This window comes from Streptomyces sp. 4F14 (genome assembly GCF_048159485.1).
Classification (GTDB): Bacteria; Actinomycetota; Actinomycetes; order Streptomycetales; family Streptomycetaceae; genus Streptomyces.
The window spans coordinates 121,252-134,970 of the sequence record NZ_JBLRVY010000025.1 but is presented as its reverse complement, the minus strand read 5'-3'; the positions used below and the strand labels follow the sequence as shown (position 1 = coordinate 134,970).

Here is a 13,719-nt window from a genome sequence, read left to right as displayed (position 1 = left end):
TCCGTCAGAGCGCGTCCGGGCCGCGCTCGCCGGTGCGGACCCTGACGGCCGTGTCGACCGGGAGGGACCAGACCTTGCCGTCCCCGATCTTGCCGGTGCGGGCGGCCTTCACGATGACGTCGATGAGCTGTTCGGCGTCGTCGTCCTCGGCCAGCACCTCGATGCGGATCTTGGGGACGAGGTCGACCGTGTACTCGGCGCCCCGGTAGACCTCGGTGTGTCCCCGCTGTCGACCGTAACCGCTCGCCTCGGTGACCGTCAGGCCGTGGACGCCGAACGCCTGGAGGGCTTCCTTGATCTCGTCGAGCCGGTGGGGCTTGACGACGGCGGTGATGAGCTTCATGCGTCCACCTTCTTGGACTCGGCTCCGACCCCGGCGGGTACGGCGGACGACTTGACGATGCCGCCGCCGGCGCCGCTGAAGTCGTAGGCGGTCTCGGCGTGTTCGGCCTGGTCGACGCCGGAGATCTCCTCGTCCTCGTCGACCCGCATGCCGAGGGTCTTGTCGATGAGGAAGGCGAGGACCGCGGAGGCGATCAGGGAGTAGGCGAGGACGGCGCCGACACCGGCGAGCTGCTTCCAGAGCTGGTCGGCGTTGCCGCCGTAGAAGAGGCCCTTGACGTCGGACTGGCCCTTGCCGCTGGCGAAGAAGCCGATGAGGACCGAGCCGAGGACACCGCCGACCATGTGGACGCCGACGACGTCGAGGGAGTCGTCGTAGCCGAACTTGAACTTGAGGCCGACGGCCATGGCGCAGACGACGCCGGTGATGAGGCCGATGCAGATCGCGCCGACCGGGGTGATCGCGCCGCCGGAGGGCGTGATGGCGACGAGCCCGGCGACCGCGCCGGAGGCGGCGCCCAGCGTGGTGAAGGCGCCGTGGCGGATCTTCTCGTAGGCGAGCCAGCCGAGCATGGCGGCGGCGGTGGCGATCTGCGTGTTGACGAACATGAGCGCGCCGACGCCGTCGTCGTTGCCGAGCCAGGACCCGGCGTTGAAGCCGAACCAGCCGAACCACAGGAGGCCCGCGCCGAGCATGACCAGCGGGAGGCTGTGCGGGCGCATCGGGTCCTTCTTGAAGCCGACACGCTTGCCGATGACGAGGATCACGCCGAGCGCCGCCGCACCCGCGTTGATGTGGACGGCGGTGCCGCCCGCGAAGTCGATGACGCCGAGTTCGAAGGCCCAGCCGCCGGTGCCCCAGACCCAGTGGGCGACGGGGAAGTAGACGACGGTGGCCCACAGGGCGACGAACAGCGCCCAGGCGGAGAACTTGACGCGGTCGGCGACGGCACCGCTTATCAGCGCCGGGGTGATGATCGCGAACATCATCTGGAAGACGGCGAAGACGAACACCGGGATGGTGTAGCCGGACCAGATGTCCATCTTGTCGATGCCGGACCAGCCGACGAAGTCGGACTCCCAGCCGATGAGGGAGCCATGGTCCGTGCCGAACGCCATGGAGAAGCCGTAGAGCACCCACAGGACGGTGACGATGCCCATGCTGATGAAGCTCATCATCAGCATGTTCAGGGTGCTCTTGACGCGGACCATGCCGCCGTAGAAGAAGGCCAGGCCGGGCGTCATCAGCAGCACCAGGGCGGAGCAGATGAGCATGAAGCCTGTGTTGGCGGCAGACAGTTTGTCTGCGGCGATGGTGATGGCTGGAGCCATCGGCGTCTCCTCGTCGTCGTACGGCCCCGTGCGGGCGAAGCCTCGGCTGCGGAGTGGGGGCGGGCCGGTTATGGGCCTTGAGACTGGCGCAGCGCGGTTTCGGTCGGGGCCCGTCGCTGTTTCGCGGCGGTGACGAAGGCGTCGTGTGTGTTACGCGTCGATGAATTGCCTGATGTTCGGCCCGGGGATCGTTATCGTGGCGCAACCTTCCCCTTCCGGACACAGGCCGGCCGCGGTCGGACCCTCCGAATGACCTGGCATGGGGGAGCCGAGTCGGGCAGTTCGGGAGGGCCGGCCGCGGCCGGGGTCTCGGTGGGTCAGACCGCTTCGGCGGTCTCGGGGAGTTCGGCGGCGAGGCGGTCGGTGAGGTCGACGACGTCGGTGAGGTCGCCGAACTCGCGGGCGGCGTTGTCGACGGTCTTTCGGATACGAGTGTTGACGCGTTCGGAACGGACCCGCTTCGCGGCGGCCATCGCCTCGGTGGCGTATTTCGCGCTCTGTTCGGGCTCCCGCTTGAGGAGATGGACGGTGGCGACGCCGATCAGGTTGAGTGCGTACGACCGCTGGTACTCGTCGGACTCCTTCGCGAAGAGGTCGACGGCGCGCAGCATGAGGGGTTCGGCGAGGGAGGCGTACGTGGGGCTGCGGCCGGCCACGTAGGCGAGGTCGCGGTAGGAGTGGCTGTTCTCGCCGTACAGCTCGGCCTCGGTGAAGAAGCCGATCCAGTCGGGGTCGGGCTCGTCCCAGTCGGCGGCGTCGGCGAAGGTGTCCTCGGCCATCCGCACGGCTCGTTTGCAGCGGCCCGGCTGGCCCATGTTGGCGTAGGCGCGGGCCTCCATCGCATACAGCATCGACTGGGTGCGCGGGCTCGCGCAGTCGCGGCTGCCGTACTGGGCGAGGTGGATGAGTTCCAGAGCGTCTTCCGGCCGTCCGAGGTGGATCATCTGGCGGCTCATGTTGGACAGGACGTACGAGCCGAGGGGGCGGTCGCCGGCTTCCTTCGCGGCGTGCAGGGCGAGGACGAAGTACTTCTGCGCGGTGGGCTGGAGTCCCACGTCGTACGACATCCAGCCGGCCAGTTCCGCGAGTTCGGCGGCGCACTTGAAGAGGCGTTTGGCGGTGGACTCGGGGTGGGGTTCCTGGAGGAGGTCGGTCACCTCGTGGAGCTGGCCCACGACGGCCTTGCGGCGCAGTCCGCCGCCGCACTGGGCGTCCCACTTGCGGAACATCGTGGTCGTCGCCTCCAGCAGCTCCAGTTCGGGCCGGGAGAGGCGGCCGCGGGCGCGGCTGGTGGGCAGCGGGTCGGTGCTGCGGGGGGCGCTCGGCGGGGAGGGGACCAGCCAGCGCTGCATCGGCTCGATGAGGGTGGGGCCCGCGGACAGGGCCAGCGAGGTGCCGAGGAAGCCGCGGCGGGCCAGCATCAGGTCGCTGCGGGAGAACTCGCTGAGCAGGGAGATCGTCTGGGGGCCGGTCCAGGGGAGGTCGACGCCGCTGACGGACGGGGACTGGCGGGCGGCGCGCAGGCCGAGGTCCTCGACGGAGACGACGCAGCCGAACCGCTCGGAGAACAGCTCGGAGAGGATGCGCGGGATGGGTTCGCGGGGGTTCTCGCCGTCGAGCCAGCGGCGTACGCGCGAGGTGTCGGTGGAGATGTGGTTGGCGCCCAGCTGGCGGGCGCGGCGGTTGACCTGGCGGGCGAGTTCGCCCTTGGACCAGCCGCTGCGCACGAACCAGGAGGAGAGCAGCTCGTTGGGGCGCTTGTCCGCGCTGGTCCCGCCGCCTTCGTTGCCGCTCACTGGAACGCCCCCATCCCTGAGACCACTTGCAGTGCGGGCCGCGTCGCCCGACTGCGCCAAGCCCTATCAGAATGCCGGTAAATAGACCTACCGTCCGGCGTTTGTCACCCTTCGAACTGAAGAGCGACTTGCCGGTGGCATATCCACCGTCGCGTGTACCCCCAGGCCCCGCACACTCAAAGTAATCCTACGATCACCCGTCCGGCCATGGCGTTCCGGGAATCGCCACCATTCGCCACCCCTTCGGATGAACTCAGAGTGGCGCGCGCGCGATTGACTTGACGCGGGACAGCCCGAGCGAACGAAAAGGTGCACTCGGGGGCGCGCACGGGCGGGTTCACCACCCTCGCGCTTCAGTGCGCCGCCCCGGTCCGAGGGCATTCCGGAGATCATGAGTACGGAGAGTCACGCCGCGCGCCCTTTGCGTGACCACCGGTGCGTCGGACCCGTTGGAGGGGGCATGGGCTTCACGATCGGCGGCATTCGCGAGATCCGTTCCGGCGCGCGCAGGCGCGGTCGCACCCCCGAGTGCACGGCCATCGCCGAGTTCACGGGCCTGTGGGGCTGGGACGTCGTCCCCGGCGCGCACGCGGCCTCCGGCGCCTGTTCCTGCGGCCGCCCCTGCCGCACCCCCGGCGCCCACCCCCTCGACTTCGCCCCCCGCCTGCCCGCGGGCGCGACCCTCGACGAGGCCACGTCCCTGTGGTCCGACCTCCCCGACGCGACGGTCATGCTGCCCGTGGGGCACACGTTCGACGTGATCGAGGTGGCGGAGGCGGCGGGGCGGCGCGCGTTAAGCCGCCTGGAGCGCATGGGCCTGCCGCTGGGCCCGGTGACGGCGACGCCGGACGGCCGGGCGCACTTCTTCGTGGCCCCGGGAGCGGCGGCCTCCCTGCCGGACCTCCTCTACCGCATGGGCTGGGACGACCCGACGACCCTGGACCTGCGCGGCCTGGGCAAGGGCGCGTACATCACGGCGCCCCCGTCGGACCGGGGCGGCCTGGGCCCGGTGACCTGGCTGCGCGCACCCGACCTGGACTCGGCGACGAAGCCACCGGCGGCGAGGCTGCTGCTGGGGACGCTGGCGTATGTGGCGCACAGGTCGAGGGCGTAAAGAAGTGCCCGCTCCTGATGAAGAAGCGGGCACTTGATTGCCTTCAGGGGCGCGGGGCTGTGTTCAATTTGCGGCTCCCGCCGCGTGGGCGCGACCAGCCACGGACAACCCGCAGCCGCCACACCACAGAACCCGGCACCCCAGTAGGCACCCTCAGTCCCCGATAAGGGCGTCAACGAACGCCTCCGGCTCGAACGGCGCCAGATCGTCCGCCCCCTCCCCCAGCCCGATCAACTTCACCGGCACCCCCAGCTCCCGCTGCACCGCCACCACGATCCCGCCCTTGGCGGTCCCGTCCAGCTTGGTCAGCACGATGCCGGTGATGTCGACGACCTCCGCGAACACCCGGGCCTGAACGAGCCCGTTCTGCCCCGTGGTCGCGTCCAGCACGAGCAGCACCTCATCCAGCGGCGCCTGCTTCTCGACGACCCGCTTGACCTTCCCCAGCTCGTCCATGAGCCCGGTCTTGGTGTGCAACCGCCCGGCCGTGTCGATGAGCACCACGTCGACGCCCATCTCCTTGCCCTCCTTCACCGCGTCGAAGGCGATGGAGGCGGGGTCACCGCCCTCGGGCCCGCGCACGGTGTACGCCCCGACCCGCTCCCCCCACGTCTGCAACTGATCCGCGGCGGCGGCACGAAACGTATCGGCAGCGCCGAGGACGACGGTCCGCCCGTCCGCGACGAGCACCCGCGCCAGCTTGCCGGTGGTGGTCGTCTTCCCGGTCCCGTTGACCCCGACGACCATGACGACGCCCGGCTTGCGCCCCTCGGGCTCGGTCTTCACGACGCGGTCCACATCCGTACCGACCAGCTTGAGCAGTTCCTCGCGCAGCAGCCCCCGCAACTCGTCCGGCGTGCGCGTACCGAGCACCTTCACGCGCTCGCGCAGCCCGTCGACGAGTTCCTGCGTCGGCATGACCCCGACGTCCGCGGTCAGCAGGATCTCCTCGATCTCCTCCCACGTCTCGTCGTCGAGGTGCTCGCGCGACAGCAGCGTGAGCAGCCCCTTGCCGAGGGCGTTCTGCGAACGGGAGAGCCGCGCGCGGAGCCGGACGAGCCGGCCCGCCGTGGGCTCGGGGACCTCGATCGCGGGAGCCTCGGGCTCCACCACGACCGGCAGGTCGACTTCCTCTATGGTGCGCCGCTCTTCGTCGCGCGGCGTCTCGGCCTCGTCCCCGACATGCGGTTCGGCGGGTGGCGCGGTCAGGTCGGGCGTGGCGGACGGCGGCGGCGCGGGCAGCGACTTCTTGCGCCGCGTGCCGACCACGAGCCCGCCGATCGCTCCGAGGAGGACCACGGCGATGATGACTACAAGGATGACGGTTTCCATAACGGCACCAGTATGCGCGACCTCCCGATCGGGGGATCGGCGGCGGCACGGGGTCCGGCGGGGACGTGACCGCACCCCTGGCCATCTGACGCCCCCTCAGCTACGGTCCCTCCCCACCGACGAAGGGGCCCGCCATGCCCGTCTCCGTGCTCCGTTTCAATCTCGCCGCTCCCGACGCGACCCCCGCCGAGCTGGCGGCGCGCTATCAGGCCGCGCTGCGCATGGCCGCGTACGCCGATGACCACGGCGTGACGACGGTCCAGACGGAGGAGCACCACGGCGCCGACAACAACTGGCTGCCGTCGCCGTTCACGTTCGCCGGGGCGGTGCTGGGCGCGACCAGCCGCCTCGCGGTGACGGTCTCGGCGGCGATCGGCCCGCTCCACGACCCCCTGAGGCTCGCGGAGGACATCGCCGTACTGGACCTCCTCAGCGGCGGCCGGCTGATGACGGTGGCCGGTATCGGCTACCGGCGGGAGGAGTACGACCGGGCGGGCGTCCCCTGGGAGCGGCGGGGACGTCTCCAGGACGAGCTGCTGGAGACCCTGCTCCAGGCGTGGACCGGCGAGAGGTTCACGTACCGGGGCCGTACGGTACGCGTCACCCCGCGCCCGGTGACCACCCCGCACCCCCTCCTCCTGGTCGGCGGCTCCTCGGAAGCCTCCGCCCGCCGGGCGGCCCGCCTGGGCCTCCCCTTCTTCCCGAGCGCCCACCTCCCCGCCCTGGAGACCTACTACAAGGACCGCCTGACGGAGTACGGCACGGAGGGCTGGGTCCTGATGCCCCCCGCCGAGACCCCGCTCCTGCACCTCTCCACCGACCCCGACCACACCTGGTCGGCGTATGGCCACCACTTCCTCCACGAGGCCCGCACCTACGCCGCCTGGCAGTCGACGGACATCCACTCGGTGGTCCGCTCGGGGGCGACCACGGTCGACGCCCTCCGCGAGGAAGGCGTATACAGAATCCTCACCCCGGACGAGTGCCTCACCCAGGGCCTCGACAACCTCGTACTCCACCCCTTGGCCGGCGGCATGCCGATCGAGGAGGGCTGGCGGAGCCTGCGGCTGTTCACGGACCAGGTGCTGCCGGGAACCGGGGGCTGAGAGGGGCTCGCCGGTGCTTCACTGAGTGAGCCCGGTATACGAAACCCGCCGCCCCCGGGGACCCGGGAGCGGCGGACGTGTTCGGGGAGAGGGACGGCGGGGACTTGGTCCCTCCCCCCGGCTCGGGGAGGGCGTCAGCCCATTTCCTCCAGGGACTTGCCCTTCGTCTCCTTGACGAACTTGAGGACGAAGGGGATGGAGAGGGCGGCGAAGACGGTGTAGATGATGTACGTCGCCGAGAGGTTCCAGTCGGCGAGGGACGGGAAGCTGGCCGTGATGGCCCAGTTGGCGATCCACTGGGCGGAGGCGGCGACGCCGAGGGCCGCCGCGCGGAGCCGGTTGGGGAACATCTCGCCGAGGAAGACCCAGACGACGACACCCCAGGACAGCGCGAAGAAGAGGACGAAGATGTGGGCGGCGATCAGGGCCGTCCACCCCTGCGCGGTGGGCAGCTTGCCGTCGACGAGGTCGTAGGAGAAGGCCCACGCCTCCAGCGCGAGGCCGATCACCATGCCGACGGAGCCGACGAGCGCGAGCGGCCTGCGGCCCACCCGGTCGACGAAGATCATCGCGATGACCGTACCGACGATGTTGATGATCGACGTCGTGAAGGAGTAGAAGAACGAGTCGGTCGGGTCGACCCCGACGGACTGCCACAGCGTCGAGGAGTAGTAGAACGCGACGTTGATGCCGACGAACTGCTGGAAGACGGAGAGCCCGATGCCGATCCAGACGATCGGCATGAAGAAGAAGCCGCCGCCGAGCAGGTCCTTGAACGTCGACTTGTGCTCGCTCTTCATCGCGTGCTCGATCTCGGCGACCCGCGCGTCGAGATCCGCGCTCTCGCCCTCGACCTCCGCGAGGATCTCCCGCGCCCGCTCCCGCTTCCCCACGGACAGCAGGAACCGCGGCGACTCGGGGATCGCGAAGGACAGCAGCCCGTACAGGACGGCCGGTACGACCATCACACCCAGCATGACCTGCCACGCTTCGAGCCCCATGAGCTTCCCGCGCTGGTCCCCGCCGGCGGCGTTCAGCAGCCCCCAGTTGACGAGCTGCGAGATGGCGATGCCGATGACGATCGCGGCCTGCTGGAAGGACCCGAGCCGTCCCCGGTACGCGGGCGGCGCGACCTCGGCGATGTACGCGGGGCCGATGACGGACGCCATCCCGATGGCGAACCCGCCGACGACCCGCCACAGCGCGAGGTCCCACAGCGCGAACGGCAGCGCGGAGCCGACCGCGCTGATCGTGAAGAGCCCGGCGGAGATCTGCATGCACCGGATACGGCCGATCCGGTCGGCGATGCGTCCCGCCGTCGCCGCGCCGATCGCACAGCCGATCAGCGCGATGGCGATGACCTGCGCGAGCGCGGCGGACCCGATGTCGTACCGGTCCCGGATCGCCTCGACGGCGCCGTTGATGACGGAGCTGTCGTAGCCGAAGAGGAACCCGCCCATCGCGGCCGCGGCGGCGATGAAGATGACGTGCCCGAGATGATCGGGATGAGCCGGGGCTCCTGACTTGGACGCCTGCGCTGTGCTGGTCACGATCAACTCCTCGGGCCACCGGCAACGCTGCCGGCCTCGGTCAGCCCTTCCAGTGGCGCACAGCAGGCCGCCGCCCACCACCTGAAGGGAAAAGCAACGCCCCAGAGACTATGCCTTCAAGTTGTGAACTCCAATGCGGGGTGATGTGAGATGACAGTCACTCCTGGACCGGAATGTATTCAAGTCTTGAACTCAATCCTCATTCATCACACCATCCACACCCTTCACCGCAGCCGCTGCGAGATCACCTTCGAAACCCCGTCCCCCTGCATCGACACCCCGTACAGCGCGTCCGCAACCTCCATCGTCCGCTTCTGGTGCGTGATCACGATCAGCTGCGACGACTCCTGCAACTCCTGCATGATCCGGATCAGCCGCTGCAGGTTCGTGTCGTCGAGCGCCGCCTCCACCTCGTCCATCACGTAGAACGGGCTCGGCCGCGCCTTGAAGATCGACACCAGCAGGGCTACGGCGGTCAGCGACCGCTCCCCGCCCGACAGCAGCGACAGCCGCTTGACCTTCTTGCCGGGCGGGCGGGCCTCGACGTCCACACCCGTCGTCAGCATGTTGTCCGGATCCGTCAGGATCAGCCGGCCCTCACCGCCGGGGAAGAGGCGCCCGAAGACCCCCTCGAACTCCCGCGCCGTGTCCCGGTACGCCTCGCTGAACACCTGCTCGACGCGCTCGTCCACCTCCTTCACGACCTGGAGGAGATCCGTGCGCGTCTTCTTCAGGTCCTCCAGCTGCTCGCTGAGGAACTTGTGGCGTTCCTCCAGCGCCGCGAACTCCTCAAGCGCGAGCGGGTTCACCTTGCCGAGCTGCTGGTACGCCCGTTCGGCCGACCTCAGCCGCTTCTCCTGCTCGGCGCGGACGAAGGGCACCGGCCGCGGGTCCTCCTCCGGCTCCTCCCCCTCCGCCGGGGGCGAGGGCGGGACGAGCTGATGCGGGCCGTACTCGGTGACCAGGCCCTCCGGTTCGACGCCCAGCTCCTCCAGCGCCTTCGTCTCGACCTGCTCGATCCGCATCCGCTTCTCGGCGCCGAGCACCTCGCCCCTGTGCACCGAGTCGGTCAGCTTGTCCAGCTCGGCCTTGAGGTCCCGGCCGACGGTCCGCTCCGCCGCCAGCTCCTGTTCCTTGGCGGTCTTCTCGGCCTCGGCCTCGGCACGTTCCTGCGCGGCGCGGGTCACGGAGAGTTCGACCTGCGCGAGGAGGCGCCGGGCGCCCTCCGCGACGGCGCCCGCCACGGTCGCCTCGTACTTCAGCCTGCGCTGCCGCTGCTCCGCCCTCGACCTCGCCTCGCGCTCCGCCCGCGCCGCGCGGTCCAGTGAATCGGCCCTGCCCGCAAGGGCCTTGACCCGCTCCTCGTGCGTACGGGCCTGGAGGCGGGCCTCCATCTCCGTCTGCCGGGCGTTCGCGCCGTCCGCGGCGAGACGGTCCCGTACGGCGGTGTCGGGTTCCTCCTCCACGGGCAACTCCTCGGCGACCGTGAGGCGTTCGGCGAGGATCTCGACTTCTTCGAGTGCCTTGTCCAGGGCGTCCTGGGCGCGGGCCGCCGCTGCCGTGGCCCTCTCCGCCTCGCCGGTCGCGCCTCTCGACTGGCCTGCGAGGCGGCCCAGTTGCTGGGCCACCGCGGACTTCTCCCGGTCCGCGGTCCGGCGTTGGTCGGCCAGCTCCTCGACTCGGGCCGCGGAATCCCCGCGGTGCTCTTTCGCCGCGTCCTGTTGTGCCGACAACTCCTCGCAGCGGACGGCGAGTTCCTCCAGCTCCGCCGCCGCTTCGTCCACGGACGCCTGGACTTCGAGGAGGCTGGGGGCGCCGGCCGAGCCGCCGTGGGCGAGGTGGGGGGAGAGGAGGTCGCCTTCGGTGGTGACCGCGGTCAAGTGGGGGTGGGCGCGGATGAGTTGTTCGGCTTCTTCGAGGGTGTTGACCACGGCGATGTCGTGGAGAAGGTGGTGGATCGCCGGGAGGAGGTCGGTGGGGGCGCGGACCAGGTCGGTGGCGAGAGGGGGTGTGGCGGGTGCGGGTTCGTTGTGGTTGTTCGCGCAGTTCCCTGCGCCCCTGGAAGGTGCCGCGTCCTGTTGTTCGTCGTCTGCGGGTGCATCGTGGTTGATCGCGCAGTTCCCCGCGCCCCTGAGAGACGTGGTTGCGCTGAGATCATCGGCTGCGGGTGTCGCGCCCGCGCGGCGGTAGCCGCACATCGGACACAGCCCCGCGCCCCTGAGAGACGTGGTTGCGCTGAGACCATCGGCTGCGGGTGTCGCGCCCGCGCGGCGGTAGCCGCACATCGGACACAGCCCCGCGCCCCTGAGGGACGCGGGTCCCGCCGTCCGCTGCAAGGGCTCAGCCGCCTCCGGTCCCCCCGCCAGCAGCAGCGTCGCCCTCCCCCCGTCCTGCTTCCGCAGCAACCGGATCGCCTCCGCCGCCTGCTTCACCCCCGTCACCGCGACCGCGTCCGCCGCCGCGCCGAACGCTGTCGCGAGTGCGATCTCGTAGCCCGGTGTGATGCTCAACAGCTCTGCCGCCGGGCCCAGTACGCCGGTCAGCCGGTCCTTGGCCGCGAGCAGTATTCCCGTGCCGTCCTTGCGGCGCAGGCCGAGGGACAGGGCGTCGTGCCTCGCCTTGGTCGCCGCGCGTTCGCGTTCCGCTGTCGCGTGCGCTTCTCGGGCCGCGCTCAGGGTCGCCTCGGCCTGGGACAGTTCGCGTTTCGCTGTTTCGTGGGCCTCGGCGAGGTTGGAGTCCTCGGTGTCCAGGCCGTCCACTTCGGCCCGCAGTGCCTCGTACTCCTCCTGTGCGGTGGCCGCGCGTTCCTGGGCCTCGTCCCGCGCGGACGCCAGCCGGTCGATCTCGGCCTGCGCCGAAGCCGCGCGCGAACGGGCCGCGTTGACCTGGCCGCCGAGGCGCGCGAGGCCCTCGCGGCGGTCGGCGATGGCTCGGGCCGCGTCCTTGAGGCGGCGTTCCTCGGTGGCCAGCTCGTGTTCGAGGTCGGCGCGGTGGGCGACCGTGTCCTCCAGGGCGCGTTCGGCGGCTTCGAGGGCGGCCTCCAGTTCCGCTTCCTGTTCGCGGACGCGGGCCGCCTCGCGTTCGAGGTCCTCGGGGTCGCGGCCCCGGCGTTCCTCGGGAGGTGCGGAGGTCGCGCTCGTCACGCGGGCGTCGGCGAGGGAGATGGTGCCCCGGACGCGTTCGGCGAGCTGGGAGAGTTCGTACCAGGTCTGCTGGGTGCGCTGGAGGCGCGGGGCGAGCCGGCGGACCTCGTCCTCCAGGTGGGCTTCGCGCTGGAGGGCCTTCCTGAGGTCCTGTTCGGCCGTCTCCTTGCGCTGCTTGAGCGCGGCCTCGTCGGCGATCTCGGTGCGGAGGGCGGCCCGCAGGCGTACGAGGTCGTCGGCGAGGAGCCTGAGGCGGGCGTCCCGCAGGTCGGCCTGGATGACGGCGGCCCGGCGGGCGACGGCGGCCTGCCGGCCGAGCGGCTTGAGCTGGCGGCGGAGTTCGTCGGTGAGGTCCTGGACACGGGAGAGGTTGGCCTGCATCGCGTCGAGCTTGCGGAGCGCCTTCTCTTTCCGCTTGCGGTGTTTGAGGACGCCGGCGGCCTCTTCGATGAAGGCGCGGCGGCCCATGGGGTCGGCGTGCAGGACGGAGTCGAGCTGGCCCTGCCCGACGATGACGTGCATCTCACGGCCGATGCCGGAGTCGGACAGGAGGTCCTGGATGTCGAGGAGCCGGCAGGTGTCGCCGTTGATCTGGTACTCGCTGGAGCCGCCCCGGAACATGATCCGGGTGATGGTGACCTCGGCGTACTCGATGGGCAGCGCGCCGTCGGAGTTGTCGATGGTGAGGGAGACCTCGGCGCGGCCGAGCGGAGGGCGGCCGGTGGTGCCGGCGAAGATGACGTCCTCCATCTTGCCGCCGCGCAGGGATTTGGCGCTGTGCTCGCCCATGACCCAGGTGAGGGCGTCGACGACGTTGGACTTGCCCGACCCGTTGGGCCCCACGACACAGGTGATCCCCGGTTCGAACCGGAGCGTGGTCGCCGAGGCGAACGACTTGAACCCGCGCAGGGTCAGGGCCTTGAGGTGCACGCCGTCGGACTCTACCCGTCGGGGCCCGGCGGTTTCGTGGGTGAACGCGCCGGGCACACCACACGTTGAAGAGGGTGAGCGGGGGCGACGAGAAGACGCGGGGAAGTCGCCGGAAAGAAAAGAAGGGACGCCGAGGCGTCCCTTGCAAATCTTGACAACTCAAACGGTGCCGTGGAGCGGTGCAGCAGCGATCAGGTGAACGCAGGCTCCGGCTGGTGTGCGTCGATGCTCTCCATGAGCCTGTCGTGAGAAGCGGCAGCCGTCAGTGCGTCGTTCTCGGCCTGGATCCGTCCGAGCTCGGATTCCAGATCCTGGACGCGCTGCTGGAGCCGTCGCATCTCGGCGAGGAGTCGCGGGTCGGAACCGCCGACGTAACCGAGAAGCGCCTTTGCCATGATGGATGGTCCTCCACACTGAGTGACCGACCGAAACGGTGTGGGTCGTGAGGGAATCGCACCCGGCTTCTGGGCAGGATCTGTTGTAGCTGCCGTTCATCCATGCCGAACAGCTAGGTGCGCGGGGTTCCCTCAGCGTCTCACCAAAAAGTTTGACGGTCAACACGATCACGCCCCGTACGGAGCGCCCCGAGCGGCGGGCACGGCGCCCTGCGGCGGTGCCGCGAGCCTCGCGGAGCCCGGGGGCGTGGCGGTCACACTTGGACGGGGAGCCTGCCAGAGCGCGCGCTTCTTGGCAACCACCTGCTTCTTTTCCTCCGGGCACCCGATCCCGCGCACCGCGCACCCCCTCGGGGCTCAGCGGATCGCGAATCCGTCGTACCCGCCCCGGGGTGTGTCCCAAATCTCGGTGACACCGTCCACACGGCCGGGCGTGTCGTCTCCTGTCAGCCAGTTCAGCAGTCCCTCACAGTCGCCCCGGGTCCCCTCGGCGACGACTTGTACGCGCCCGTCGGCCAAATTGAGAGCAAAACCACTCAGCCCTCCGATCTCCAGTGCCTTGGCCCGCGTGAACCAGCGGAATCCCACGCCCTGTACGTGTCCACGGACCCAGGCGACCAGTCGTGCGTCCTCGCTCATGGAGGCAACCCAACCAGACCGATGTCGCTCAGGACACTTC

Annotated in this window: 10 protein-coding genes; 2 read left to right on the top strand and 8 right to left on the bottom strand. The window is 70.1% G+C overall.

All coding sequences use genetic code 11. The features are described 5' to 3' along the window. Positions 1–4: 4 nt before the first annotated feature. The 3 genes from ACLZOT_RS35185 to ACLZOT_RS35175 form a co-directional block, all read right to left on the bottom strand. Positions 5–343 carry a P-II family nitrogen regulator gene (locus tag ACLZOT_RS35185; protein ID WP_055725071.1) on the bottom strand — a complete coding sequence of 113 codons (339 nt, stop codon included), beginning with the start codon at positions 341–343 and terminating at the stop codon, positions 5–7. Continuing rightward, positions 340–1,674, bottom strand: coding sequence for an ammonium transporter (locus ACLZOT_RS35180; protein ID WP_416973204.1), 1,335 nt, complete (start codon positions 1,672–1,674; stop codon positions 340–342). Before ACLZOT_RS35180 ends, ACLZOT_RS35185 begins: the two co-directional genes overlap by 4 nt. 317 nt (positions 1,675–1,991) lie before the next feature. After that, positions 1,992–3,470, bottom strand: a complete 1,479-nt coding sequence (locus ACLZOT_RS35175) for a hypothetical protein (protein WP_416973203.1) — start codon at positions 3,468–3,470, stop codon at positions 1,992–1,994. Positions 3,471–3,930: 460 nt separating this feature from the next. Here ACLZOT_RS35175 and ACLZOT_RS35170 point away from each other — a divergent pair, with 460 nt between their 5' ends. Next, positions 3,931–4,584, top strand: coding sequence for a bifunctional DNA primase/polymerase (locus tag ACLZOT_RS35170; protein ID WP_416973202.1), 654 nt, complete (start codon positions 3,931–3,933; stop codon positions 4,582–4,584). Positions 4,585–4,737: 153 nt separating this feature from the next. Here ACLZOT_RS35170 and ftsY read toward each other — a convergent pair whose 3' ends face one another. Next, on the bottom strand, positions 4,738–5,916 hold the full coding sequence (gene ftsY / locus ACLZOT_RS35165) for a signal recognition particle-docking protein FtsY (protein ID WP_416973201.1): 1,179 nt from the start codon (positions 5,914–5,916) through the stop codon (positions 4,738–4,740). A gap of 134 nt (positions 5,917–6,050) precedes the next feature. On the opposite strand from ftsY, the gene ACLZOT_RS35160 reads away from it, so the two are divergent. Continuing rightward, positions 6,051–7,022 carry an LLM class flavin-dependent oxidoreductase gene (locus ACLZOT_RS35160; protein ID WP_416973200.1) on the top strand — a complete coding sequence of 324 codons (972 nt, stop codon included), beginning with the start codon at positions 6,051–6,053 and terminating at the stop codon, positions 7,020–7,022. A 134-nt stretch (positions 7,023–7,156) separates the two neighbouring features. On the opposite strand, the gene ACLZOT_RS35155 is transcribed toward ACLZOT_RS35160, so the two are convergent. The 4 genes from ACLZOT_RS35155 to ACLZOT_RS35140 all read right to left on the bottom strand — a co-directional run bounded on the left by ACLZOT_RS35155 (position 7,157) and on the right by ACLZOT_RS35140 (position 13,679). Continuing rightward, positions 7,157–8,572: a sugar porter family MFS transporter gene (locus ACLZOT_RS35155; RefSeq protein ID WP_416973199.1), complete on the bottom strand. Its 1,416-nt coding sequence runs from the start codon at positions 8,570–8,572 to the stop codon at positions 7,157–7,159. 224 nt (positions 8,573–8,796) lie between these two features. Next, positions 8,797–12,645: an AAA family ATPase gene (locus tag ACLZOT_RS35150; RefSeq protein ID WP_416973198.1), complete on the bottom strand. Its 3,849-nt coding sequence runs from the start codon at positions 12,643–12,645 to the stop codon at positions 8,797–8,799. 191 nt (positions 12,646–12,836) lie between these two features. Next, positions 12,837–13,040: a hypothetical protein gene (locus ACLZOT_RS35145; protein WP_010353869.1), complete on the bottom strand. Its 204-nt coding sequence runs from the start codon at positions 13,038–13,040 to the stop codon at positions 12,837–12,839. 357 nt (positions 13,041–13,397) lie between these two features. Next, the gene (locus ACLZOT_RS35140) at positions 13,398–13,679 is read right to left on the bottom strand and encodes an acylphosphatase (protein WP_416973197.1); all 282 of its coding nucleotides are present in this window, start codon (positions 13,677–13,679) and stop codon (positions 13,398–13,400) included. Between the last annotated feature and the right edge of the window lie 40 nt (positions 13,680–13,719).